At 71.4% G+C, this 23,971-nt stretch carries 21 protein-coding genes and 1 tRNA gene; 13 read left to right on the top strand and 9 right to left on the bottom strand.

The window, feature by feature from the left end; genetic code table 11:
* Positions 1–107: 107 nt before the first annotated feature.
* From ACFZBU_RS46040 to ACFZBU_RS46015, 6 genes are all read left to right on the top strand, one after another.
* A complete protein-coding gene (locus tag ACFZBU_RS46040; RefSeq protein WP_391589812.1) occupies positions 108–2,036 on the top strand; it encodes an AAA family ATPase in 1,929 nt (642 codons plus the stop codon).
* Complete coding sequence (locus ACFZBU_RS46035; RefSeq protein WP_391589811.1) at positions 2,036–3,139, top strand: glycosyltransferase; 1,104 nt, start codon at positions 2,036–2,038, stop codon at positions 3,137–3,139. The genes ACFZBU_RS46040 and ACFZBU_RS46035 overlap by 1 nt, the downstream gene beginning before the upstream one ends.
* Positions 3,136–4,221 (top strand): GNAT family N-acetyltransferase, encoded by a 1,086-nt coding sequence (locus ACFZBU_RS46030; RefSeq protein ID WP_391589810.1) that lies wholly within the window; start codon positions 3,136–3,138, stop codon positions 4,219–4,221. Before ACFZBU_RS46035 ends, ACFZBU_RS46030 begins: the two co-directional genes overlap by 4 nt.
* 95 nt (positions 4,222–4,316) lie before the next feature.
* Positions 4,317–5,807: a hypothetical protein gene (locus ACFZBU_RS46025; protein ID WP_391589809.1), complete on the top strand. Its 1,491-nt coding sequence runs from the start codon at positions 4,317–4,319 to the stop codon at positions 5,805–5,807.
* Entirely contained in the window at positions 5,798–6,973 is a 1,176-nt protein-coding gene (locus tag ACFZBU_RS46020) for a DegT/DnrJ/EryC1/StrS family aminotransferase (RefSeq protein ID WP_391589808.1), read from the top strand. The genes ACFZBU_RS46025 and ACFZBU_RS46020 overlap by 10 nt, the downstream gene beginning before the upstream one ends.
* A gap of 239 nt (positions 6,974–7,212) precedes the next feature.
* Positions 7,213–7,365, top strand: coding sequence for a hypothetical protein (locus ACFZBU_RS46015; protein ID WP_391589807.1), 153 nt, complete (start codon positions 7,213–7,215; stop codon positions 7,363–7,365).
* 3 nt (positions 7,366–7,368) lie between these two features.
* Here ACFZBU_RS46015 and ACFZBU_RS46010 read toward each other — a convergent pair whose 3' ends face one another.
* Positions 7,369–8,115 (bottom strand): PIG-L deacetylase family protein, encoded by a 747-nt coding sequence (locus ACFZBU_RS46010; protein ID WP_391589806.1) that lies wholly within the window; start codon positions 8,113–8,115, stop codon positions 7,369–7,371.
* Positions 8,116–8,200: 85 nt separating this feature from the next.
* Between ACFZBU_RS46010 and ACFZBU_RS46005 the strand changes: the two genes are divergently transcribed.
* From ACFZBU_RS46005 to ACFZBU_RS45995, 3 genes are all read left to right on the top strand, one after another.
* On the top strand, positions 8,201–9,838 hold the full coding sequence (locus ACFZBU_RS46005; RefSeq protein ID WP_391589805.1) for an ABC-F family ATP-binding cassette domain-containing protein: 1,638 nt from the start codon (positions 8,201–8,203) through the stop codon (positions 9,836–9,838).
* A 91-nt stretch (positions 9,839–9,929) separates the two neighbouring features.
* Positions 9,930–10,817 (top strand): CAP domain-containing protein, encoded by an 888-nt coding sequence (locus ACFZBU_RS46000; RefSeq protein ID WP_391589804.1) that lies wholly within the window; start codon positions 9,930–9,932, stop codon positions 10,815–10,817.
* A 195-nt stretch (positions 10,818–11,012) separates the two neighbouring features.
* Positions 11,013–11,504 carry a hypothetical protein gene (locus tag ACFZBU_RS45995; protein ID WP_391589803.1) on the top strand — a complete coding sequence of 164 codons (492 nt, stop codon included), beginning with the start codon at positions 11,013–11,015 and terminating at the stop codon, positions 11,502–11,504.
* A gap of 224 nt (positions 11,505–11,728) precedes the next feature.
* Here the strand turns inward: ACFZBU_RS45995 and fahA are convergent, their stop codons facing one another.
* From fahA to hppD, 4 genes are all read right to left on the bottom strand, one after another.
* On the bottom strand, positions 11,729–12,949 hold the full coding sequence (fahA, locus tag ACFZBU_RS45990; RefSeq protein WP_391589802.1) for a fumarylacetoacetase: 1,221 nt from the start codon (positions 12,947–12,949) through the stop codon (positions 11,729–11,731).
* Positions 12,950–12,971: 22 nt separating this feature from the next.
* Complete coding sequence (locus ACFZBU_RS45985; protein ID WP_391589801.1) at positions 12,972–13,844, bottom strand: hypothetical protein; 873 nt, start codon at positions 13,842–13,844, stop codon at positions 12,972–12,974.
* Positions 13,841–15,043, bottom strand: a complete 1,203-nt coding sequence (locus tag ACFZBU_RS45980) for a homogentisate 1,2-dioxygenase (RefSeq protein WP_391589800.1) — start codon at positions 15,041–15,043, stop codon at positions 13,841–13,843. Before ACFZBU_RS45980 ends, ACFZBU_RS45985 begins: the two co-directional genes overlap by 4 nt.
* 113 nt (positions 15,044–15,156) lie before the next feature.
* The gene (gene hppD / locus ACFZBU_RS45975; RefSeq protein ID WP_391589841.1) at positions 15,157–16,236 is read right to left on the bottom strand and encodes a 4-hydroxyphenylpyruvate dioxygenase; all 1,080 of its coding nucleotides are present in this window, start codon (positions 16,234–16,236) and stop codon (positions 15,157–15,159) included.
* Positions 16,237–16,436: 200 nt separating this feature from the next.
* Between hppD and ACFZBU_RS45970 the strand changes: the two genes are divergently transcribed.
* Complete coding sequence (locus tag ACFZBU_RS45970) at positions 16,437–16,970, top strand: Lrp/AsnC family transcriptional regulator (RefSeq protein WP_391589799.1); 534 nt, start codon at positions 16,437–16,439, stop codon at positions 16,968–16,970.
* A 168-nt stretch (positions 16,971–17,138) separates the two neighbouring features.
* The gene (locus tag ACFZBU_RS45965; RefSeq protein ID WP_391589798.1) at positions 17,139–19,667 is read left to right on the top strand and encodes a Tex family protein; all 2,529 of its coding nucleotides are present in this window, start codon (positions 17,139–17,141) and stop codon (positions 19,665–19,667) included.
* A gap of 200 nt (positions 19,668–19,867) precedes the next feature.
* Here ACFZBU_RS45965 and ACFZBU_RS45960 read toward each other — a convergent pair whose 3' ends face one another.
* Both ACFZBU_RS45960 and ACFZBU_RS45955 read right to left on the bottom strand, forming a co-directional pair.
* Positions 19,868–20,443, bottom strand: a complete 576-nt coding sequence (locus ACFZBU_RS45960; RefSeq protein ID WP_391589797.1) for a Clp protease N-terminal domain-containing protein — start codon at positions 20,441–20,443, stop codon at positions 19,868–19,870.
* Positions 20,443–20,652, bottom strand: coding sequence for a helix-turn-helix domain-containing protein (locus ACFZBU_RS45955; RefSeq protein ID WP_026218136.1), 210 nt, complete (start codon positions 20,650–20,652; stop codon positions 20,443–20,445). Before ACFZBU_RS45955 ends, ACFZBU_RS45960 begins: the two co-directional genes overlap by 1 nt.
* A 98-nt stretch (positions 20,653–20,750) precedes the next feature.
* On the opposite strand from ACFZBU_RS45955, the gene ACFZBU_RS45950 reads away from it, so the two are divergent.
* Positions 20,751–21,707, top strand: a complete 957-nt coding sequence (locus ACFZBU_RS45950; protein ID WP_391589796.1) for an NAD-dependent epimerase/dehydratase family protein — start codon at positions 20,751–20,753, stop codon at positions 21,705–21,707.
* Positions 21,708–21,924: 217 nt separating this feature from the next.
* Here the strand turns inward: ACFZBU_RS45950 and ACFZBU_RS45945 are convergent, their stop codons facing one another.
* Both ACFZBU_RS45945 and ACFZBU_RS45940 read right to left on the bottom strand, forming a co-directional pair.
* Positions 21,925–22,632 carry a hypothetical protein gene (locus ACFZBU_RS45945; RefSeq protein WP_391589795.1) on the bottom strand — a complete coding sequence of 236 codons (708 nt, stop codon included), beginning with the start codon at positions 22,630–22,632 and terminating at the stop codon, positions 21,925–21,927.
* Entirely contained in the window at positions 22,521–23,507 is a 987-nt protein-coding gene (locus tag ACFZBU_RS45940; RefSeq protein ID WP_391589794.1) for a TIGR02677 family protein, read from the bottom strand. Before ACFZBU_RS45940 ends, ACFZBU_RS45945 begins: the two co-directional genes overlap by 112 nt.
* A 281-nt stretch (positions 23,508–23,788) precedes the next feature.
* Here ACFZBU_RS45940 and ACFZBU_RS45935 point away from each other — a divergent pair.
* Positions 23,789–23,872 (top strand) — tRNA-Leu (locus tag ACFZBU_RS45935).
* Positions 23,873–23,971: the final 99 nt, after the last annotated feature.

The following is a 23,971-nucleotide window of genomic DNA, read 5'->3' as shown; positions in this document are numbered from 1 at the left end:
CCACACTTCCGGCACAGTCCCGGGCCCGATCGGCACCGCGCGTGCTCTACGTTTGGCCTGCCCCGCGGTCCGCTCGCAGGGCGGCAACTCGAACCGGAGGGGGACCGGTGGAAACCTCTAGCTACTTCTCCGTGCTCCAGCGCCGTTGGCCGCTGGTACTCGCGTGTTTGGCGATCGGACTGCTCGCGGGGTTGATCCTGACCCCATCGGACCCCAAGGGCACGGGCAATCAGTGGACCAGCTCGGTCAACGTGGTGCCGGCGCCGAACTCGGCGAAGGAGTTCAATCTCGCGCCCGTACAACTGATGACGGACGGCGGTGAGGTGGCCCGCCGGGCGGCGAAGCGGCTGAACAACCCGGATCCGGCCGTCCTGGCGAGCAAGGTCACCTCGCAGTTGAATCCGGACCTGGGCCTGGTCCAGATCGCGGCCAAGGCGCCCAGCCGCAAGGCGGCCGAGGACCTGGCCACCGCGTGGGCACAGGAGACGGTGGCCGCGTTCGCCGAGTCGCAGCGCAGGACCCGGCAGGGCCAGGCGGACAGCATGACCGCCCAGTTGGACAAGCTCAAGACCGACATCGACGGTCTGGAGAAGAGCACCACCAACGCACCGGTGGGCAAGAAGGCCACGCTCCAGGCGGAGTTCGACGCCAAGCGCGGGCAGTACACCACGCTGGTGGGTCAACAGCAGGAGCTGGTCAACCCGCTGAACGACCCCAAGGTCGAGGTGATGGACGGCCTCAAGAGCACGCCGGACTCCACCACGAGCATCCTGGCGCCGACTTCGCGTCCGCTGCGGATCGGCCTGGCGGCGGCACTCGGGCTCGCGCTCGGGTTGATCGCGGCGCTGATGGTGGACCGGATGGACGTACGGCTGCGCGGGCGAATCCAGTTGGAGGACGCGTTCGGTCTGCCGGTGATCGCCGAGGTGCCGCGGGCGACCCGGCGTCAGCGCGCGGGGCATGCGGTGCTGGTCGCCGGCCGACCGGAGAGCCCGGTCGCGGAGGCGTATCGCACCCTGCGTTCAGCGCTGCTGCTGTCCGGTCCGCCCGGGCTGGCCTATCGGCTCAGCGGCACCGACCCCCGGCAGACCAGGGCCACCGCGATGCCGGTGCGCCGGATCAGCGACCCGGCGCCGGTGATCCTGGTGGTCTCGCCCCGTCCGGGCGACGGACGCACCAGCACGGTGGCCAACCTGGCCGCGGCGCTGGCCGAGGCGGGCCGCTCGGTGCTGGTCCTGGACTGCGACTTCCGCAATCCGGCGACCCACCTCTATCTGGGCGCCAAGCCCGGCAAGGGCATGTCCGAGGCGCTGCTCGCCGAGCAGGAGACCGACCTGCAGGACGTGGTGCGCGGCACGAACATCCCGAACGTGCGGGTGATCACCGCCGGCGCCCCGGCCGCCTACCCGGCCGCACTGCTGCTGCGCGCCGGCGAGGTGGTCCAGCGGGCCCGGCATCACGCGGACGTGGTGCTGGTGGACAGCGCACCGCTGTTGTACGCGAACGACACCAACGACCTGGTGCAGCACGCGGACGCGATGTTGGTGGTGGCCCGCAGCGGCAACCTGACGGCCGATCAGGCCTCCCGGGTGGGCGAGCTGTTGACCCGTACCGGGGTGCCGATCGCCGGGGTCGTGCTGCTCGGGGTGGACCCGCAACGATCGATGGGCGGCGGGCTCAAGCGCGGGCCCCGCGCCGGCGGCGCGGTGGGCCGGATGGGCTCCACCGCGGGCCTGGTGCTGCGTGGCCGCTCGGCGCACACGAGCCCGGTCGAGAACGAGGACACCGAGCGGCCCGCGCCGAGTTGGGCCAAGCGCGGCGAACTCACCGAGAGTGAGCACGAGTCGCCGTCGGGCAGCCGAGGTGCGCATCGCGCCGATCCGCTCGCCCCGACCGAGGAGCCGAGCGACTCCCCCGGGTTCCGGGTGCAGTCCGCGGCGGAGCGGGCGCTGCACAACGGCGCCGGTGACGGTGCGCACCTGGGGCCGCACTTCGACACGTGGGCCGGCGTCGAACTCGGCTCGGAGGATCGCTGATGGGTGACCGCGTTCGTGTCCTGTGGCTCGCCAAGGGTCTGGGGCGCGGTGGCGCCGAGCAGTTGCTGGTCAACTGCGCGCGGCACCTGGACGGCGAGCGCTACGAGGTCGAGGTCGCCTACGTGCTGCCGTGGAAGGACGCGCTGGTGCCGAACCTGCGCGCCCTGGGCATCACGGTGCACTGCCTGGGCGGCGGCCGCGCCTGGCCGCTGCGGCTGCGCGCGCTGTTGCGGGCGCGCGGCTACGGCCTGATCCACACGCACATGCCGGTGCCGGCGGTCGCCGCGCGGATGCTCTCGCGCGGGGTGCCGATCGTGCACACCGAGCACAACATGTGGCCGCGGTATCGGCGACCCACCCGGATCGCCAACGCCTGGACCTACCGGCGCAACAGCGGGGTGATCGCGGTCTCCGGCGCGGTGGCGGAGAGCATCCGGCCGGCCAGGCTGCGGCCCGGGACCGCGCCGACGGTGATCCATCACGGCCCGGACCTGGGCGACGCCTTCGCCGGCCCGGGCGCGCGGGAGCGGGCCCGGCAGGCGCTGGACCTGGACCAGGACGCGTTCACGGTCGGCACGGTGGCGAACTTCACGCCGAAGAAGGACCAGTTGGGACTGCTCGACGCGCATGCGCTGCTCCGGACCCGGCATTCGGACGCGGTCCTGGTGCTGATCGGCTCCGGCCCACTGGAGGCGACACTGCGCGAGCGGGCGAGCCGGCCCGACCTCAAGGGCGGGGTGGTCTTCGCCGGTTCGCGCGGCGACGTGCCGGCGCTGTTGTCGGCGTTCGACGTGTTCGCACTGAGTTCGCGGCAGGAGGGGCTGCCGGTCTCGCTGATGGAGGCGATGACCGTCGGCCTGCCGTCGGTGGTGACCGCCGTGGGCGGCATGCCGGAGATCGTCACCGACGGGGTCGAGGGCACGGTGGTGCCGGCCGGTGATCCGGTGGCGTTCGCCGACGCCCTGACCGCGTTCGCCGCCGATCCGGCGCGCCGGCGGGCGTGCGGCGAGGCCGCGGCCGAGCGCTCGGACGAGTTCGATGTCGCGGGCGCGCAACGCCGGATCGAGGACGTGTACGCGCGAGTACTGGAGGGGTCGCGGTGAGTGGACCGGAGGCAGGCGGTTCGCCGTTCACCGTCCGCGAGTTGGGCAAGCACGACGAGCCCCGGGTGTTGGCGCTGCTCGGCGACGCGCTGTCGGGCGGGCCGACCGGCGAACGCACCTCGGAGTTCTTCCGGTGGAAGCATCGGGACAACCCGTTCGGCGCCAGCCCGGGCCTGGTCGCCGAGGCGGACGGCCGGGTGGTCGCGGTACGGCTGTTCCTGCGCTGGGAGTTCGTGCTCGGCGGCGAGGTGATCCGGGCGGTGCGCGCGGTGGACACCGCGACCCATCCGGACGTCCAGGGCCGCGGCCTGTTCCGCCGGTTGACCACCGACCTGCTGGAGCGGATCGAGGCGGACACCTCGCTGGTGTTCAACACGCCGAACGGCAACAGCCTGCCGGGCTATCTGAAGATGGGCTGGCACGAGGTCGGGAAGGTGCCGGTGTCGCTGCACCCGATCCGACCGATCGCGTTCGCGCGCGGACTCAAGGAGTTGCGTGCCACCGGCGACCTGTCCGGCACCTCGCAGTCCTGGAACTCGGTCGACCCGGCGGCGCGTTGCCGCTTCCCGACGGCACGTCAGTTCTTTTCCGATCCCAAGGCCGCGGTGGGCTTCGACGAGTTGGTCGCCGAGGCGGACGCGGGCGATGCGGCGATCGGGCACGACAAGCTGCGCACCGCGCTCACCGGCGACTTCCTGCGCTGGCGCTACGGCGACGCGCCGGGCCTGGACTACCGGGTGGTCGCCTCGTACAAGAACGGCGAGTTGACCGGCGTGGTGTTCGGCCGCCCGCGACTGCGCGGTCCGCTGGTCGAATTCACGCTGTCCCAGATGGTGGTACGCCCCGGCGACCGGGACACCGCACGCAAGTTGTTCTCCGGGGTGGCCATGTCCGGCTGCGACCACGTCGCCACGCATCTGGCACGCGGCTCCGAGGCGGCGCGGGCGGCTCGCTACGCGGGATACGCCACACCTCCGCGCACCGGCATGCTGCTGGTCGCGCGGACGGTGCACCCGCATCCGATCGACGTCCACGACCTGCGCTCGTGGCAGCTCTCCCTGGGGGACTTGGAGGTCTTCTAGCCATTCGGCGGGCCGCCGCCGGACCGGTCCCGACCCGGCACCCGCCGCCGCCCGCCCGACGCCGCACAGGTACGTCGTCCCCGCAAGGAGCTCCGTTGTCGTCCCGTCTTGCGCCGTACGCCCGGTGGGTGCCTCCGTCGCGACTGCCGTGGGGTTCCCTGCTCGCGCTCACCGCGGTGGGCTGCTACGTCTCGGTGTTCGCGTGGGCGATGGAGTATCGCCCGTACGACACGTGGGGCGCCCTGATCGTCTTCCCGCTGCTGCTGACCATCAGCGTGCCGCTGTTGTCCCGGTTCTCCCGCGACGAGCCGCCGTGGGTGCGCCGGCTGGTGATCGGTGCGCTGGTGGCCAAGTTGCTCGCCTGCTTCGCCCGGTACTGGATGTCCTTCGTGCTCTACGAGGGCCGAGCCGATGCGGCCACCTACGACCTGGTCGGGCGGGCCATCGCGCCGCACTTCCGGGACGGCGACTTCACCGTGGACATCGGCCGCAAGGTGATCGGCACCGGCTTCATCATGATCGTCACCGGGATCGTGTACGCGATCGTCGGGCAGTCGCTGCTGGCCGGCTACCTGGTCTATTCGTGGCTGGGGTTCTGGGGCCTGTACCTGTTCTGGCGCGCCTTCAACGTTGCCTATCCGGACGGCGACCGGCGCCGCTACGGCAAGTTGCTGTTCTTCCTGCCGTCGCTCCTGTTCTGGCCGTCCGGGATCGGCAAGGACACCTGGATGATGTTCACGCTGGGCATGGCCGCCTACGGCGTGGCGCTGCTCCTGGTGCGCCGGCGCGGCGCGTTCGTGTTCCTGATCCTGGGCGCGGTGGGCACCACGATGGTGCGCCCGCATGTCACGGTGCTGCTGCTGTGCGGGCTGTGTGTCGGCTACCTGCTGCGCAACCGGCCGCAACAGGCCTCCGCACTGGGTCCGTTGCGGGCCGGGTTCGGGATCCTGGTGCTCGGCGTGGGCTGCGTGCTCGCGCTCCAGCAGGTCGGCACCTTCTTCGGGACACCGGGCATCGGGGCCGCGCAGGCCAATCAGGTGATCGCCAAGACCCAGACGCAGACCGCGCAGGGCGGTTCCGCGCAGGCGGTGGACGACTCGGCGGCGCTGTCCATCTCGCCGGCCGCGCTGCCGCAGTCGCTGGTGACCGTGCTCTTCCGGCCGTTCCCGTTCGAGGCGCACAACATCCAGGCCCTGGTGGCGTCGCTGGAAGGCGTGGTGCTGATGGGACTGTTCGTGGTCGCGCTGCCCCGGTTGAAACGCATCCCGGGTCTGCTGATCCGAAGACCCTACGTGGCCTTCGTGATCGTCTACACGCTGGTGTTCGCGCTCGCGTTCGCCAACATCCGCAACTTCGGCATCCTCACCCGCGAACGGGTCCAGGTGTTCCCGTTCGTGCTGGTGTTGCTCGCGGTGTCGAAGCCGGATCGCACCGATACCGACAAGGGCGGGAGTTCGGAACGCAGGCGACGGCGCACGGCGGGGCGGCCTTCGCCGGCCACCGCGGCCGATGCCACGAGTGGGGAAGCAAGTTCGACCAGTCCGGGGTATCCCGGTGAATCCAGGGGGGATGGGGTATGGCGGTGACCGGCAAGCCGGCAGTACTCGGTGGGGATGCGATGTTCGCGGAGGGGCTGCCGCTGACCCGCGTGCAGGTGCCCGAGCGGGAGGAGTTGACCCGGCGGCTGGACGCGATCCTGACCAGCGGTCAGCTGACCGACGGGTCCACGGTGCGCGAGTTGGAGGAGGCCGCGGCGGCGCAGCTGGAAGTGCCGTACGTGGTGGCGGTGTCGAACTGCACGAGCGGGCTGATGCTCACGCTCCAGGCGCTGGGGGTGAGCGGTTCGGTGGCGATGCCGGGATTCACCTTCTCGGCCACCGCGCACGCGGCGCACTGGGCGGGGGCGACCCCGGTGTTCGCCGAGGTGGATCCGGACAGCCTGACCCTGGACCCGGCCGACGCGGCGGCGCTGCTGGCCGAGTCGGGCGCGTCCGCGTTGATGGCCACGCACGTGTACGGAACGCCGTGCCGGGTCGAGGAGTTGGCGAAGGTCGCGGCCGACGCGAACGTACCGATCGTCTACGACGCGGCACACGCGCTGGGCAGCCGGCGCGCGGGCACGCCGATCGGCGGCTTCGGCACGGCGGAGGTGTTCTCGCTGAGTCCGACGAAGGTGGTGATCGCGGGCGAGGGCGGGTTGATCGCCACCCGCGACGAGGGGCTGGCGCAGGCCTGCCGGCTGGGCCGCGGATACGGCAATCCGGGCGACTACGACTGCCTGTTCCCGGGGCTGAACGCGCGGATGTCCGAGCTGCACGCTGCGTTGGCGCTGGTCTCGCTCCGGGGCCTGCCGGAGCGGGTGGCCACCCGCTCGCACCTGGTGGGGGTGTTCGCGGACGCGGTGCGGGAGGTGCCGGGGCTGCGGCTGCCGGCGCTCGCCGAGGGCGACGTGTCCACCTGGAAGGACATGACCCTGATCGTCGACCCGGAAACCTTCGGGCTGGACGCACCGACGCTGGCCCGGGCGCTGAAGGCGGACGGGATCGACTCGCGCCGCTACTTCCACCCGCCGGTGAACCGCCAGAAGGCGTACGCGCACCTGCCTTCGCGGCCGTTGCCGATCACCGACGACGTGTCGTCGCGGGTGTTGACGCTGCCGCTGTGGTCGCACATGGACGAGCCCACGGTTCGCCGCGTCGCGGACGCGGTGATCCGCCTGCATGCGCATGCCGGCGAGGTACGGATGGCCTAGCGCCGCGTGGCCGGCCCGCGGCCCGCCCGGCCTCGAACGCCGGCCGGGCTGACGGACGTTCGCCCGGCCGGGCCCGGGCGAGTCGGTCCGGCCGGGCCGTAGGGTGCCGGTCCGGCCGGGCGGACGAGTACCGCTTGGGCCCGGCCGTTCCACATGCGTCCGGTCGGACTGAATTCGGCCCGGCCGACCGGGCCGGCGCGTGTGAGGCGCGGCGCGGCCGGCCGGTGAACTTCGTCGCGGTGGACTACGCCACGGTCGGCGACGCGGCGGGGGCGGTGGAGGTGCGCAACGCCACCCCGCCGCGAATCGGGCCGAGTCGCGGTGGCACCCGACCCCGGCTGGAGCACTGCCTGTGCATCAGCCGGGCAGCGCAACGGGCACTCGTCGGCTGATCGTCATGCCATCGGAAAGACTTCGAACGAGGCCGCGAACCGGGTGCCCAGGCGCGCTCCGGCCGCCCGGCCCATGCCCTCCAGGAACTCCCCCGCGTCCGCCATCTGCCCCTGGCCCAGCCCGGCCAGGTAGGCCGCGTGCGCCTCCAGCGAGGCGACGCCGAGGGCGAAGTCCTCGGTCGTGTCCACCGCGTGCCGCGCCTGCGGCGAACCGGCCGCCCACACCGCACGCACCCCGCCCCACGGCTCGTGCCCCTCGGCGAGCAGCTCGCGGAACACCCAGCGGTTGCCCGCGTCGCGCACCGCGTCCACGACCGCCCGGCCGACCGCGATGTGATCGGCCTGGTTGAGCATGACCCCGCCCCAGGTGTCGCGGAAGTTGCCGGTGATCACGATCTCGGGCCGGTGCCGGCGAACCACGCGGGACAGGTCGCGGCGCAGCGGCAGGCCGTATTCGAGCACGCCGTCCGGGTAACCGAGGAACTCGACCGTGTCCACGCCGACGATCCGCGCCGACTCGACCTGTTCCGCCTCGCGCAGCGGGCGACACTCGTCCGGATCGAGTCCGTCGATGCCGGCTTCGCCGCTGGTGACCATGACGTACGTGATGTGCTTGCCCTGCCGGGTCCAGCGCGCGATCGCGGCGGCGGCGCCGTATTCGAGGTCGTCCGGGTGCGCCACGATGGCGACGGCGCTCTCCCAGTCCTCGGGCAGCGCCTCGTACGGTTCGGGCCGGGGTTCGGTGGTCATCGCTTGGTCCTTCCCAGGTGGCCGCACGGGCCGGTGCCACGCGGACGTCGTCATCCTGCCGGCGGCCGATAGGATTCGTATCCTCATGAGCGCCACAGTCGTCGTCAAAGACCTTGCTGCCGGACACGGTGACCGTGTCCTGTTCTCCGGATTGGACCTGGTGATCGCCCCGGGCGATGTGGTGGGCCTGGTCGGGGTGAACGGCGCGGGCAAGTCCACCCTTTTGCGGCTCCTGGCCGGCCTGGCCGAGCCGGAGGCGGGGTCCATCCAACTGAGCCCGCCGACCGCGTCGGTGGGCCATCTGCCGCAGGAGCCGGAGCGGCGGCCGGGCGAGACGGTCCGGACGTTCCTGGCCCGGCGCACCGGGGTGGCCGCCGCGCAGGCCGCGCTCGACACCGCGACCGAGGGCCTGGTCGAGGGCCGCGCGGGCGCCGACGACGAGTACAGCCTTGCCCTGGATCGTTGGCTGGACCTGGGCGGCGCGGACCTGGAGGAGCGGGCCGAGGAGGTCGCCGCCGATCTGGGCCTGGCCGTGGATCTGGATCGCGAGATGACCGCGCTGTCGGGTGGTCAGGCCGCCCGCGCGGGTCTGATGTCGCTGCTGCTGAGCCGGTACGACGTGTTCCTGCTCGACGAGCCGACCAACGACCTGGACCTGGACGGTCTGGACCGGTTGGAGAAGTTCGTCACCGGATTGCGTGCGGGCACCGTGGTGATCAGCCACGACCGCGAGTTCCTGGCCCGCACGGTGGACCGGGTGGTCGAGCTGGATCTGGTCCAGCAGCAGATCCGCAGCTACGGCGGCGGCTACGACGCGTATCTGACCGAGCGCGAGGTGGCCCGCCGGCATGCGCGCGAGGAGTTCGACGAGTACGCCGACAAACGCGGCGACCTGGAGGCCCGGGCCCGGATGCAGCGCGGGTGGATGGACAAGGGCACCCGCAACGCGCGCCGCAAGTCCACCGACAACGACAAGATCAGCCGCAAGACGCGATCCGAGGCGAGCGAGAAGCAGGCGTCCAAGGCGCGGCAGACCGAGCGGATGATCGAGCGCCTGGATGTGGTCGAGGAGCCGCGCAAGGAGTGGGAGCTGCGGATGGAGATCGCCGCGGCCCCGCGCGCAGGCGCGGTGGTGGCCACGCTGAACGGGGCGGTGGTCGAGCGCGGCGGCTTCACGCTGGGTCCGGTGACGCTGCAGATCGACTGGGCGGACCGGGTCGCGATCACCGGCGCGAACGGCGCGGGCAAGTCCACGCTGCTCGCGGCGCTGCTCGGGCGGGTCGAGTTGACGGCCGGTCACGGCGCGCTGGGCTCGGGTGTCGTGGTCGGCGAGGTGGACCAGGCGCGTGGGCTGTTCCTGGGCGACCGGCCGCTGCTGGACGCGTTCTGCGCGGTGGTGCCGGACCTGCTTCCGGCCGATGTGCGCACGCTGCTGGCCAAGTTCGGGCTCAAGGCGGCGCACGTGCTGCGCCCGGCGGCGACACTGTCCCCGGGTGAGCGCACTCGTGCGGCGCTGGCGCTGCTCCAGGCCGAGGGGGTCAACCTGTTGGTTCTGGACGAGCCGACGAACCACCTGGACCTGCCCGCGATCGAGCAGTTGGAGTCCGCGCTGGAGTCCTACGAGGGCACCCTGCTCCTGGTCACGCACGACCGGCGGATGCTGGACGCGGTGCGCACCACCCGACGGATCGCAGTCGCGGACGGCCGGGTCACCGAGCTCTGATCCGGGTCGTGGCCGGCCGGGGTCGCCAGGTCCGATCCGGGTCGTGGACGGCCGGGCCACCGGGTCTGATCCGTCGTTAGAATCCGAGGTCATGAACGAACTGCCCCCGGGTGCGAACCAATCCCTGCCGGGCGGCGTGGTGCGCGTACGCGTGCCCGGTCCGTTCGACATCTCCGCGTTGATCACGGGTGAGGATCGACAGGTGTCCGGCGACGCGGACTTCGTCTTCTTCAACCAGCTCTCCGCGCCCGGGGTGCGCCTGGGCGGGGACACCGTCACGGTGGACCCGAGCGGCCTGCGGGCGGGCGCCGTGCGGGTGACGGTGGTGGTCAGCCCCGCGGACACCACGCACACCCTGGGCGAGTTGCCGCCGCCGGCGATGACGCTCACCGGTGCGGGCGGCACGCTGTTGGCACGGTTCACCCCGCCTCGGCCGCGTACCGAGACGGTGCTGTTGTTGGCGGAGATCTACCGGCGCGGCGCGGGCTGGAAGGTGCGCGCACTGGGTCAGGGGTACGCGGACGGGCTGGCCGGGATCGCTCGGGACTTCGGCGTCGAGGTCGAGGAGGAGACGCAAACCCCGTCGGGGCTCACCGAGTTCCAGCGCGGGGTGGTCGAGCTGACCAATGCCGAACGGGCCCGGCACGGTCTGGGCCCGCTCGCCCCGCAGCCACAACTGACGGCGTGTGCACAGGCATTCAGTGCGGACATGATCAGCCGGGCGTTCTTCTCGCACACCGATCCGGACGGCCGCGAGCCGTGGGACCGGGCGATCGCGGCGGGCTACCTGTACAGCCGGATAGGCGAGAACATCGCCTGCGGCCAGCAGAGCCCGGCCGAGGTGGTCCAGGGCTGGATGGATTCTCCCGGTCATCGCAGGAACATCCTCACTCCGGAGTTCACCGAGATCGGTGTCGGGTATGTCACCGGCGGTACCTACGGCACCTCGTGGACCCAGGTCTTCGGCACCCCGCGCTGACGCCCCGGAGCCGGTGTCGGCGGCGGCTCGATTGACCCGAACGGGTACAAAGGCGAAGCCGGTGCCGGCGGCGACCGGAACGTTGTCGTTCGGGTACGGGCAGCGGGTCGCCCACGGGTGCCGAACCGGCAACCGGGTGCGAGGGGCCCCGATGAGGGTGCGCCATACTCGGTTGTTCGAGGCGAGGGAGATCACGTGCAGCTTGAGTTGGATCCGCCTTACGGCGTAGGGCCGATCAAGATCGGCATGTCCATGGACGAGGCAGAGGCGGCTCTGCGCGAACTCGGAGGAGATCTGTCGGGACGCACTCGTGGGTTCGCCCACTTCGGTGCGGACCTCTCGATTCATGTGGTGAGCGACAAGGACGGACTGGTCGAGGCGATCGAGGTGCACCGGTCCGAGGACGACTTCGCGGACACGGTGTTGTGTCTGGGCGTCGACGTCTTCGGCACGCCCGCCGTCGACGTCACCCGACTGCTCGGTGAACTGACACCCGTGCGGGTGGAGACCGAGGGCGCGTCGCTGGTGGCCCCGGAGCTGCTGGTGGCCCTGTGGCAGCCGTTCGTGCCCGGCCACGGCAACAACAACGGCGTGGTCGGCGAAGGCCTGTACTTCCGTACCGCACTGGTGGCCGGCCCCGGCTACTACGACAAAAGCGGCGAACACCGGGCGATCCGGACCGGATGATCCGCCGCGCATGACCGGGACGAGGGTCCGCGCCGGGTGGCTCGCCCGCCCCTGCGGACGCTCGTGGCCGGCATCGACGGCAACCCGCGGCCGGACGGCCCGGAGCTCACGGCAGAGCCGCACGAGGCCGCCGTGGCCCCTGGTACGGGCCGCCGCGAGCAATCGTGGAGTGCCCGCACACAGCGAAATGCCGGCTCCCGCAAGTTGCGGGAGCCGGCATCGAGTCAGCGCGCGGTCAGGATGCGCCCGCTTACCTCGCCGAATCCGATACGAGTGCCGTTCGGGCCGGGAGCGGTAGCGGTGATCGTGACCTCGTCGCCGTCCTCCAGATAGGTCCGGGTGGACCCGTCCGGGAGCTTGAGGGGGTTCTCGCCGTTCCAGGTGATCTCGATCAGCGCGCCGCGCTGATCCGCCTCGGGGCCGCTGACCGTGCCGGAGGCGAACAGGTCGCCCGGGCGCAGCGCCGCGCCGTTGACGGTCATGTGCGCGAGCTGCTGCGCGGCCGTCCAGTACATCGCCGCGAACGGCGGCCGGGAGATCAGGTGGCCGTTGAGCCGGACCTCCAGGGCCAGGTCCAGGCCCCACGGCTCGCCGGCGCGGTCGTCCAGGTAGGGCAGTGGCTCGACGTCGCGCGCGGGGGGTGCCACGCGCGCGGCGCCGAGTGCTTCGAGGGGCACGATCCACGGCGACACCGACGTGGCGAAGGACTTGCCCAGGAACGGGCCGAGCGGGACGTACTCCCAGGCCTGGATGTCGCGGGCGGACCAGTCGTTGAGCAGACACACCCCGAACACGTGTTCGGCGAAGTCGCCCAGGCCGACCGGGGTGCCGAGTTCGGAGCCGGTGCCGACCACGAAGCCGACCTCGGCCTCGATGTCCAGTCGGCGGGTGGGCCCGAACGAGGGCGCCGCGTCGGTGGGCGCCTTGCGCTGCCCACTGGGCCGCACGATCGGCGTGTGCGAGACGACCACGGTGCCCGCCCGGCCGTGGTAGCCGATGGGCAGGTGCTTCCAGTTCGGCGTCAGCGGCTCGGAGCCGGGCCGGAAGATCTTGCCGAGGTTGGTCGCGTGGTGCTCGGAGGCGTAGAAGTCGACGTAGTCCGCGACCTCGAACGGCAGCCGGAGCACCACCTCCTGACGCGGGATCAGATGCGGTTCGACGCTCGCCCGCAGGTCGCTGTCGGTCAGCCAGGTGGTGAGCGAGGCACGCACCGCGCTCCAGGTCGCCCGGCCGGCCGCCATCAGCTCGGTCAGGCTCGGCGCGTCCAGCACGTCGGCCGGCGCGCCCACCGCGTGCGCCGCCGCGCCGGCGTCCAGCACGAAGTCGCCGATCGCCACACCCACGCGCGGCCGATCCGGTTCGCGGTCGGTGGTGAACACGCCGTACGGCAGGTTGTCGATGCCGTACACCGTGTCGGTCGGCAGCGGGACCCAGGTGGTGGGCATGGCGTGGGGCTCCTCGATCGGATCAGTCGCGGTGGTGCGGAGGCTCGCCGAGCAGACCCAGCGTGAGCGCGTCCTGGAGCGGCTCGGCGACGCTACAGGTGCCGTACGAGGTCAGGTAGCCGCGCAGGCGGGTGCGCTCGGTCAGGGTCAGCCGGTGCGCCATCCGGGTGAGTTCGGCGCTGTCGCGGATCGCGAGCACGTCCGCGAGCGCGTCGGATTCGGCGCCGGCGACGGCGTGGTGGGTGGCGAGCAACAGGTTGAGGTAACCGTGGTGCTCGAAACCCGTGGTCGGGTCGGTGTGCCGCACGGCGTTGTGCAGCCCGGCCGTGACCTTGAACGGCAGTTCGCGGATCCGGCACGCGTGCACGAACGCGGCCAGCTCGGCCTCGTCCGGGAACGCGTGCGCGGCGGTACCGCCGGTGCGGAACTTGGGCCGCCCGTACGTGCCGGCGAGATTGTCCAGGTCTGCGTCGAGGCCCGCGCCCTTGAGGACCTCGACGTAGCCCGCCGTCATCTCCGGCAGGTGTTCGTGCAGCGCCGCGACCGCCTTGCCGATCTCGCCGTCGCCGGCGACCTCGATGCCCTCCAGGATCAACCCGGGGGTGTTCAGGATGGTGCGTACGGCGGGCCCCACCGTGGCGGGGCCGCCCGGGGCCACGAGCACGATCCGCAGCGGTGCGTCGGGATCGGCGAGGTCGAGCAGGTCGGGCACGTGCGCCGCGCCGACCAGGAAGTTGCGTACGAACGGCGCGAACCACTCGGTGCGGTACAGCCGGTGGGCCGGCACCGCCTCGGCCATCGGGGCGTTGCCGGGCGGGAACAGCGCCGCGTCGTCCCACAGTCCGGTGAACAGGGCCTGGTGCAGGGTCTCGGGGGCGTCGGTGGGTGCGCTCATGGTCCAGGCGCCTTCCCGGCCCAGGTCCACGCGTAACCCGGATCCTCGCTCGCGATGCCGCCCTCGCCGACGCCCAGCGGCCGGAAGGTGTCCACCATGACCGCGAGCTCGTCGAAGAACTCGATGCCGATGCTGCGCTCGTAGGCACCGGGCTGTGGCCCGTGCGAATGCCCGCCCGGGTGCAGCGAGATCGAGCCCTGGCCGATCCCGGACCCCTTGCGGGCCTCGTAGTTGCCGCCGCAGTAGAACATGACCTCGTCCGAGTCCACGTTGGAGTGGTAGTACGGCACCGGGATCGACAGCGGGTGGTAGTCCACCTTGCGCGGCACGAAGTTGCAGATCACGAAGCCTTGGCCCTCGAACACCTGGTGTGCGGGCGGTGGCTGGTGGATCCGGCCGGTGATCGGCTCGAAGTCGGAGATGTTGAACACGTACGGGTACAGGCAGCCGTCCCAGCCGACCACGTCGAACGGGTGGGTGGGGTACACGTAGCGGGTGCCGGCGATCTCGCCGCCCAGGCCGCGGTGCTTGACCAGCACCTCGACGTCGGTGCCCTCGGCCAGCAGCGGCTGGACCGGCCCGCACAGGTCGCGCTCGCAGAACGGCGCGTGTTCGAGCAGTTGACCGAACCGGGACAGGTAGCGCTTGGCCGGCGCGATGTGCGAGTTGGCCTCGATGCAGTACGCGCGCAGCGGTTCCTCGGTGCCGGGCACCCACCGGTGGGTGGTGGCCCGCGGCAGGATCACGTAGTCGCCGGCGCCGACGGTGAGCGCGCCGAAGACGGTCTCCACCGTCCCGGAGCCGGACTCGATGTACACGCACTCGTCGCCGAGCGCGTTGCGGTAGAGCGGGGAGGGGCTGCCCGCGACCACGTAGGAGATCCGTACGTCGCCGTTGCCCAGCACCAGCCGGCGGCCGGTGACCGCGTCGACCGCCTTCCACTCGTTGTCCGCGAACAACTCGTGCAGCCTGAGGTGGCGCGGCTTGAGCGGGTGGTTGGCGACGATGCTCTGGTCGGGGACCTCCCACACGTTCGCGTCGGCGATGGCCGACGGGATCGCGCGGTGATAGAGCAGCGAGGAGTCGGAGGAGAAGCCCTCCTCCCCCATCAGCTCCTCGTAGTACAGGCCGCCGTCCGGGCGGCGGTGCTGGGTATGCCGCTTCGGCGGCACCTCGCCCACGCTGCGGTAGTACGCCATGACTGCCCGACTCCTCCGTCCGCTCCCGGTGCCCTGCCGGCCCGACTCCCGTCGGCCGCCGCTCGCGTGCGACGGGCGGCCGACGGCCTGGGTCCTGTCCTTGGGGACCGGACCTAGAGGTTGCCGCGCCGCTCCTGCTCACGCTCGATCGCCTCGAACAGCGCCTTGAAGTTCCCCTTGCCGAAGCCGAGCGAGCCGTGCCGCTCGATCAGCTCGAAGAACACGGTCGGCCGGTCCTGGACGGGCTTGGTGAAGATCTGCAGGAGGTAGCCGTCCTCGTCGCGGTCGACCAGGATCTTCAGTTCGCGCAACGTCTCGACCGGTACCCGGGTCTCGCCGGCCCATTCCCCGAGCGTGTCGTAGTAGCTGTCCGGAGTGGACAGGAACTCGACCCCCATCTCGCTCATCGCGCGCACCGAGGCCACGATGTCGCCGGTGGCCAGCGCGATGTGCTGCACGCCCGGGCCGCCGTAGAACTCGAGGTACTCGTCGATCTGCGACTTCTTGCGGCTGACCGCGGGCTCGTTGAGCGGGAACTTCACCCGGTGGTTGCCACTGGTGACCACCTTGGACATGAGCGCGGAGTACTCGGTGGCGATGTCGTCGCCGATGAACTCCTTCATGTTGGTGAAGCCCATGACGCGGTTGTAGAAGGAGACCCACTCGTCCATCCGGCCCAGTTCGACGTTGCCCACGCAGTGGTCGATGGCCTGGAAGTAGCGCTTGGGGTGACCGGCCGGCTTGCCGCGGAACAGCGGCTCGGCGGCGACGAAGCCGGGCAGGAACGGGCCCTTGTAGCCGGACCGGTCCACCAGCGTGTGTCGAGTCTCGCCGTAGGTGGCCAGCACCGCGGTACGCACCGTGCCGTGCTCGTCGCTCTCGTCGTGCGGCTCGACCAGCACGGTCGCGCCGTTCTCCCGCGCGAAGGCGATCGCCTTGTCGACGTCGGGCACCTCGATGGCGATGTCGGAGACGCCGTCACCGTGGGCGGCGGTCGCGACGCCGACCTCGGTGCCGGCGTGAACCTCGCCGGTGATGCGGAAACGCGCCTTGCCGGACACGAGCACGTACTCGGCGACGTCGCGGCTCCCGGTCTCGGGCCCGCGGTAGGCGACGCAGGTCATCCCGAACGCCGTCGAGTAGTAGTGCGCGGCCTGTTTGGCGTTGCCGACGAAGAAACGAACATGGTCCATCGCGACGACCGGGAAGGGGTCTCCCGCCGGGTCGTGCTCGACGGCGCCGACGAGGGCGTCGGTGTCTTCAAGGGTGGTGAAGGTGCTCATGACGCGCGATCCCCTCGGAAAGGAACGGATGCCGGAAGTACACTTCCGAATGCAACATCTGACAACATCAACCCCGGGAGCTGTGCACATTGCCTAGGTGAGGCGGCCATATGCGAGACGATCTTCAGGATTCGCGCAGTAAGCTCGACGAACTGGACGTGCGTCTCATTCGGGCGGGCCGGCAGCACCCACGTGCGGGCATGTTGGAGCTGTCCCGGGTGATCGGGGTCTCGCGTGCCACGGTCCAGGCCCGCCTGGAGCGCATGGAGGCCGCCGGAGTGATCACCGGCTACGGCCCCGAGGTCGATCTGGTCGCCGCCGGATACCCGGTTCTGGCCTTCGTCACACTGGAGATCGCCCAGGGCGGCCTGTCCGGCGTGGCCACCGCACTGAGCGCGGTTCCCCAGGTCCTGGAGGCGTACGGCACCACCGGCATCGGCGACGTGCACTGTCGGATCGCCGCCACCTCCAACCAGGACCTGCAACAGATCCTGATCGACATCAACCGCATCCCCGAGGTGGTCCGCTCCACGAGCGTGATCGTCCTGTCCGAGGTCGTCCCGATGCGCACCCTCCCCCTCCTCGAAGCCCAAAAACGCCGCCGCCCCACCCGCGTCCCGGCCCTGCGCGAGGACCCGTCGTAGCCATCGGCGCGTCCGGCCTCGTCCGGATTCCGTTCTCCGCGTACGAGCACCTGGCCGCGGCGAGTGTCCGCGCGGGACGCACCACGGCCCCGCTGCACGACAAACGTGGGCGGGCCCGGGAGAATGCCGGGGGTGAGGCATGGTGATGAGGTGGATCGGGACGTGACGATGTCGGTGTCTGGGCAGCAGGGTTCGGAGCAGGTCGCGCGGGTGGATGTGCATCGGCGGATCGCCGAGGAGCTCGGGGTTCGGGAGGGGCAGGTCAGGGCCGCGGTCGAGTTGCTCGACGGTGGGGCGACCGTGCCGTTCATCGCCCGGTACCGCAAGGAGGTCACCGGGACCCTGGACGACACGCAGCTGCGCAACCTGGAGGAGCGGCTGCGGTATCTGCGCGAGTTGGACGAGCGCCGCACCGCCGTGCTCGCCGCGATCGAGGCGCAGGGCAAGTTGGACGACGCGCTCAAGGCGCAGATCCTGGCCGCCGACTCCAAGGCCCGGCTGGAGGACATCTACCTCCCCTACAAGACGAAGCGCCGGACCAAGGCGCAGATCGCCCGCGAGGCCGGGCTGGAGCCGCTGGCGCTCGGGCTGCTGAACGACCCCTCGCGCGACCCGGCCGCGGCGGCCGAGGCGTTCGTCGACGCGGACAAGGGCGTCGCCGACGCCCAGGCGGCGCTGGACGGCGCGCGCTCGATCCTGGTCGAGAAGTTCGCCGAGGACGCCGACCTGATCGGCGCGCTGCGCGAGAAGATGTGGACCCGCGGACGGGTCGTGGCCAAGGTGCGCGAGGGCAAGGAGGAGGCGGGCGCCAAGTTCGCCGACTACTTCGACTTCGCCGAGCCGTTCACCCGACTGCCCTCGCACCGGATCCTGGCCATGTTCCGCGGCGAGAAGGAGGACATCCTCGACCTCACCCTCGCCCCCTCGACGGACGAGGAGGTCGACGGACCGACCGAGTACGAACGCTCGATCGCGCACACGTTCGGCATCGTCAACCGGGACCGCCCGGCCGACAAGTGGCTCGCGGACACCGTGCGCTGGGCCTGGCGTACCCGGATCCTGGTGCACCTGGGCATCGACCTGCGCAGTCGGCTGCGGCAGGAGGCCGAGGACGAGGCGGTCCGGGTGTTCGCGGCCAACCTGCGCGACCTGCTGCTCGCGGCGCCGGCCGGCACCCGCGCCACGATGGGCCTGGACCCGGGTCTGCGTACCGGGGTCAAGGTCGCGGTGACCGACGACACCGGCAAGGTGGTCGCCACCGAGACGATCTACCCGCACGAGCCGCGCCGCCGCTGGGACGAGTCGATCGCCACCCTCGCGAAGCTGGCCGCCGCGCACCGGGTGGACCTGATCGCGATCGGCAACGGCACCGCCTCGCGCGAGACCGACAAGCTGGCCGCCGAACTGATCGCCAAGCACCCGGAGTTGGGCCTGACCAAGGTGATGGTGTCCGAGGCGGGCGCGTCGGTGTACAGCGCCTCGGCCTTCGCCTCCCAGGAACTCCCGGACCTGGACGTGTCGTTGCGCGGCGCGGTGTCGATCGCTCGCCGACTCCAGGACCCGCTGGCCGAGTTGGTCAAGATCGACCCGAAGTCGATCGGCGTCGGGCAGTACCAGCACGACCTGTCCGAACTGAAGTTGTCCCGGTCGCTGGACGCGGTGGTCGAGGACTGCGTGAACGCGGTCGGCGTGGACGTCAACACCGCGTCCGTGCCGTTGCTCACCCGGGTCTCCGGGATCGGTGCGACGCTGGCCGAGAATATCGTGCAACACCGGGACGCCAACGGCCCGTTCAAGACCCGGCGCGACCTGAAGAACGTCGCGCGGCTGGGCCCGAAGGCGTTCGAGCAGGCAGCGGGCTTCCTGCGGATCCCGGCCGGCGACGACCCGCTGGACTCGTCCTCGGTGCACCCGGAGGCGTACCCGGTGGTGCGCAAGATCGCCGCGGCGGCGGGCGGTGACGTCCGGACCCTGATCGGCGCGGCGCCCCGGCTGCGCGCGCTGGACCCGAAGGCGTTCACCGACGAGAAGTTCGGCCTGCCGACGGTGACCGACATCCTGCGCGAGTTGGAGAAGCCGGGACGCGACCCGCGACCGGCCTTCAAGACGGCGACCTTCAAGGAGGGCGTCGAGAAGTTGTCCGACCTGCAACCCGGGATGCTCCTGGAGGGCGTGGTCACCAACGTGGCCGCGTTCGGCGCGTTCGTGGACGTCGGCGTGCACCAGGACGGCCTCGTGCACGTCTCGGCGATGTCGAAGACGTTCGTGAGCGACCCGCACGACGTGGTCAAGTCGGGCGACGTGGTCCGGGTCAAGGTGCTCGACGTGGACATCCCGCGCAAGCGGATCTCGCTGACGCTGCGCCTGGAGGACGAGGCGGAACAGCGTGGGTCGCGCACGGATCGTGGCGAGCGCGGGCCGCGCCCGGAGCGCGGGTCGCGTCCCGAAGCCGGCTCGCGCGAGGGTCGGCCGCAGGGCGATGGGCGGCGCGGCGATGGGCAGCGGGGCGGGCGGTCGGGAGACGGCCGGCAGGGCGGTGCGCGTCAGGGGGGCAACGGCGGCGCGGCCGGTGGGAGCGGCGGGGGTCAGGGACGACGGGGCGGCACGCCGCCGAAGCAGACCCGGGGTCCGCAGGGGCCGGCCGGAGGCGGCGGGGCGATCGCGGACGCGCTGCGGCGGGCCGGGTTGGTGGAGTGAGGCCGGTCGGCGGATGGGCCTGTTGGCCGGTAGGTCGATAGGTCTGTTGGTCGGTAGGTCGGCTGTCGGTAGGTGGGCCGGTCGCCCTGTCGCCGGGTGGGCCGGTCGGGGTTGTCGGCGGGCGTGTGGGAGCCGGGCTCGTGAAGGGCCCGGCTCTCGCCGTCCTTTGGCGTCGGGTCGATGTCGGACGAAGGTGCCGGTCAACCCGCCTGGGCCTTGGGCGCCAGTGCCCTCAGCACCGCCGTGTGGGTGACGCCGTACTCCGCGAGCAGGTCCGCCACCACCCCCGGCCGGGCCGTCAGCGCGAGCAGGACGTGCTCGTCGCCGATGTGCCGTTCTCCGCGCGCGACCGACTCGCGCAGCGACTGCTCCAGCACCTTCTTGGCACCCGACGTGAACGGCACGTGCCCGGTCCGACCGCCGCCGAACGGCCACAGCCGTCGGGTCCGCCGAATCGGCGCCAACGCGCCCTCGCCGTGCGTCTGTTCGACGCGCGCGACGATCTCGCCCACGTCGATCCCGAGGTCGGCGAGCGCGGCTTCGTCCGCCTGCGAGATGCCGCCGCGCCGCCGGGCCCGGGCCAACCCGCGTTCGATCTCGTCGCGGCTCGCCACGAAGCCGATCGTGGCGAGGGCGACCGAGGTCCGCGTACCCTCCGCGTCCAACAGCGCCGCAAGCATGTGCTCCTCCTCCACGCGGGCGTTCCCCGCCCGCCGTGAATGCTCGATGGCTCCGTACACGACGCCCCGAGCACTGTCCGTGAACCTCTCGAACATCAGTTCCTCCCGTGCTTCTTGTGCACTGCCTGCCGGCTCACTCCGAGTTCCGCGGCGATCTCCTGCCACGACCAGCCCTGTACACGCGCGCTGCGCACCTGTACGGCCTCGAGCTGTTCGAGCAGCCGGCGCAGCGCGGCCACGGCCCGTAGGCCCACCCGTGGATCGCGATCCCCCGCACGACTGGCGAGGTCCGTTGCTTCGGTCATGCATGTCAACCTACGTTGACACGGAACGCATGTCAACCAGGATTGACAAGACCACGGTCGCCACGCTCCGCCCGCCCGACCCGGTACGGTCACGAACCATGCGAATTCTTGTACTCGGAGGCACCGCGTTCGTCGGACGAGCGATCGTCGAGGACGCGCTGCGCGAGGGCGCGGAGGTGACCCTCTTCGGCCGCGGCCGCACCGGCACGGAACTCTTCCCCGAGGCGACCCGACGGATCGGCGATCGCGACACCGGCGACTACACCGCGCTGCGCGAGGGCGAGTGGGACGCGGTGGTGGACGTCAGCGGCTACGTCCCACGCCACGTCGCACAGGCGATGGCGGTACTCGGCGACCGGGTCGGCCGGTACCTGTTCCTTTCCAGCCACGCGGTCTACGTCCAGTCCGGCATCGGCCCCGGCTCGGACGAGGACACCCCTCGGCGCGCACCCGTTCGCGACACCGAGGTGCTCGACAACGACACCTACGGACCGTGCAAGGTCGCCTGCGAGGACGACGTACTCGCCCGGTACGGCGAGCGCGCGACGATCGTGCGGCCGGGCAAGGTGGCCGGCCCGCACGACGTGCAGGACACCTTCACGTACTGGTCCCGCCGGGCCGCCCGCGGCGGACGGATCGCACTGCCGGGCCGGCCCGAACAGCCGATCCAGGTGGTCGACTCGCGCGACCTGGCCCGCCTGGTCACCCGCCTGCTGATCGACGACCGACCGGGCGCCTTCCACGCGGTCGGCCCGGCCGAACCGACCACGCTGGCCGACCTGATCGGCGTCTGCGCACAGGTGGCGGGCACCGAAGTGGAGATCGTGCCGGTCTCCCCCGATGCGGTTCCCGGCCCGTTCCCCCTGGTCTGCCCGAAGGAGCAATGGCACACCCGCCAACGCAGCGCCGCCCGCGCCCGCGCCGCCGGACTGCCGACCACACCACTGTCGACCACCGCAGCCGACGTACTGGCCTGGGACCGCGCCCGAGGCGAACCCCCTTTGTCCAGCGGCCTGTCGGCGACAGAAGAGGCGCGGCTGCTCGGTCCGGCCTGAGCGGGCAGCAGGAGGGGCCGCACGCGAACAGGCGCTTCGAACACGGCAGTTGGCACCGATTCAGCCCGACCGGCCGACCGTCCGTCCGTCCGTCCGAATCCGGCCTCGATCAGGCCGACTTGCCCCACCGGCACCCGCCGCACGGCGAGACCGGACACGATCCGCAGGCCGCCCCAGTCGAAGTCGATATGCGCCCGCACCACCGCCCGGCCGGCGGTCAGCGCCGCCGACAGCCGCACGGCGGCCGTTCCGGGCTGACCCGACACGCACACCAAAGCCCGCTCACGCAGCTCGCGTGCACCGTCGCTCGTTCGGCCTCGACGAGTTCGCTTGCGGCAGCGGTCGAGGCGGCGGTGTGCTCGCGAAGTGCCGGCGACAGCGCGGCCGACGCTTCGCGATGCCGGGCCAAGCCCGCCGAGACCGAGGCGAGGGCGTCGGGTTCTGCGGGCAACCCGGTGTCTGCGGCGACGCGGCGGGCCTCGGCCGCGGCCTCGTCGGCGCGCCGTGCGTCCGCTTCGGCCTGGGCAGCATCCCCTCGGGCCCGACGCGCGGTCTCGGCGGCTCGGTCGAGTTCGCGGGCGCTGCGCATTTCCGGCCCCGCACGCAGGGCTTCGTCCTGCGCTTGCAGCCGGGCCGCCTCGGCGTTGCATTCGGCAATCAGGTTCTCTGCGGCCGCGACCCGGAGTTCGGCCTCGGACTCCTCCGCCTGCGCCCGGGTCAACTCGCCGCGCAGCCCGTCGTAGCGGGCCTGTTCGCTGCGCGGGGATCGGGCCCGGCGGCGCGAGGCGACCCGGGCATAGCGCCGATAGTGGGTCAGGAAGGCGGTCGCCGCCTGCTCGGTCTCGGCCATCGCGGCGAGCCGGGCCTGATCCTCGTCGAGGCTGCGGAACGCTTCCGCGACGTCCGCGACCACGGCCTGGTCCATCGGCGCCGCTCGTTGAGCACGGCGACCACGGTGAGCAACTGTGGCACCGCACTGCGTGCACGACTACGCAGCAGTCGGGCCTGCGACTCGTGCCCACCCTCGGCAATGAACCACGCGCGCAGCCCTTGCCGGCGCCCGACCCACGTTTCGTACAGCGCGAGCCGAACGGCGTCCTCCGCGCCGGCCCCGTCCGCACGTACCTCCGTCGGATCCGGCGCGGCATCACCCGCCTCACGCTCCGCGGTGCTGCCCAGGAGCCGCCCCAGGGCGCCGTCGGCCCGACGCGGGTCACCCAGTTCGTCGAGCAGCCCGGCGATCTGCGCACCACGCGTGACCAGATCGGCGATGAACCGCTCCAGGTAGTCGATCAGCCGATCCTTGTAGGCGAGGAACACCTCGACGTCGGCGTCGTGCAGATCGATCGTCCGCTGAAGCGACCCCATGAAGGCGCGAGCATTGTCCGCAAGGTCATTGAACCGGTGCACCAGGGTGATCAGCGCGAGGTGAACCTTGCCCTCATCCAGCCGATCGGCCGCACAGAACTCGATCAGGGCCCGCAACTGCGTTGCGATGTCCTCCAGGGCCACCGCCTGGAGCGCACCCCGCCTGCCGAGCGCCGCGTCGTACGCGCTCAACGCCTCCTCGACGGCCTCACCCTCGCGCGTCAGCTGATACAGATACCGATGCCGATGGAAATCCTCGACGGACGTCACCCGCCCGGTGTCCGCGTCCGCCCGCAGATTCCCCCAGTCCGCAAGCCGCTCCAGCGCCGTCGCCACGGCCGAGAGCTCGACCGGCTCCACCAGCGCCACCTGCGCGTCCTCGGGCCGCAAGTGCACCAGGAACCGCTGCTTGGCCGCGACGAAAACGCCCATGACCGCCCGATACAAGGCACTGTTCGGCGCGGTCGGGTAGTTGAAGGGGCCTCCGACTCACGAACCCGTCGTCGCTCGACCTCGCCAACCATTCTGCCGTACCCCATCCACCGAACGGGCCATGGCAAACCCTGGCGAACCCACCCCACTCCCACCCCGCCCCGAATCCACCACCCCCGCCAAGCCCCAGGTCAGCCCCCTTTGGTCCCGGTCCGACTCCCCTCCGGATCTTTGATATGGTTCTCCACGTCGCCGCACGAAACACACGCGGAGACCACCCGGTCCGGGTGGCGGAATTGGCAGACGCGCTAGCTTGAGGTGCTAGTGCCCGAAAGGGCTTGGGGGTTCAAGTCCCCCCTCGGACACACATGGGCCGTTCTTGAAATGGCCTGAGTTGAATTGACGAGATCCTGCACGAGCCTTTGGTTCGTGTGGGATTTCGGCGTTTCAGGGGCTATTCGCGC

The sequence above is a fragment of the Embleya sp. NPDC008237 genome, from assembly GCF_042956465.1.
Lineage (GTDB): Bacteria > Actinomycetota > Actinomycetes > Streptomycetales > Streptomycetaceae > Embleya.
The sequence above is the reverse complement of the archived record's forward strand: the minus strand, read 5'-3'. Positions and strand labels throughout refer to the sequence as shown.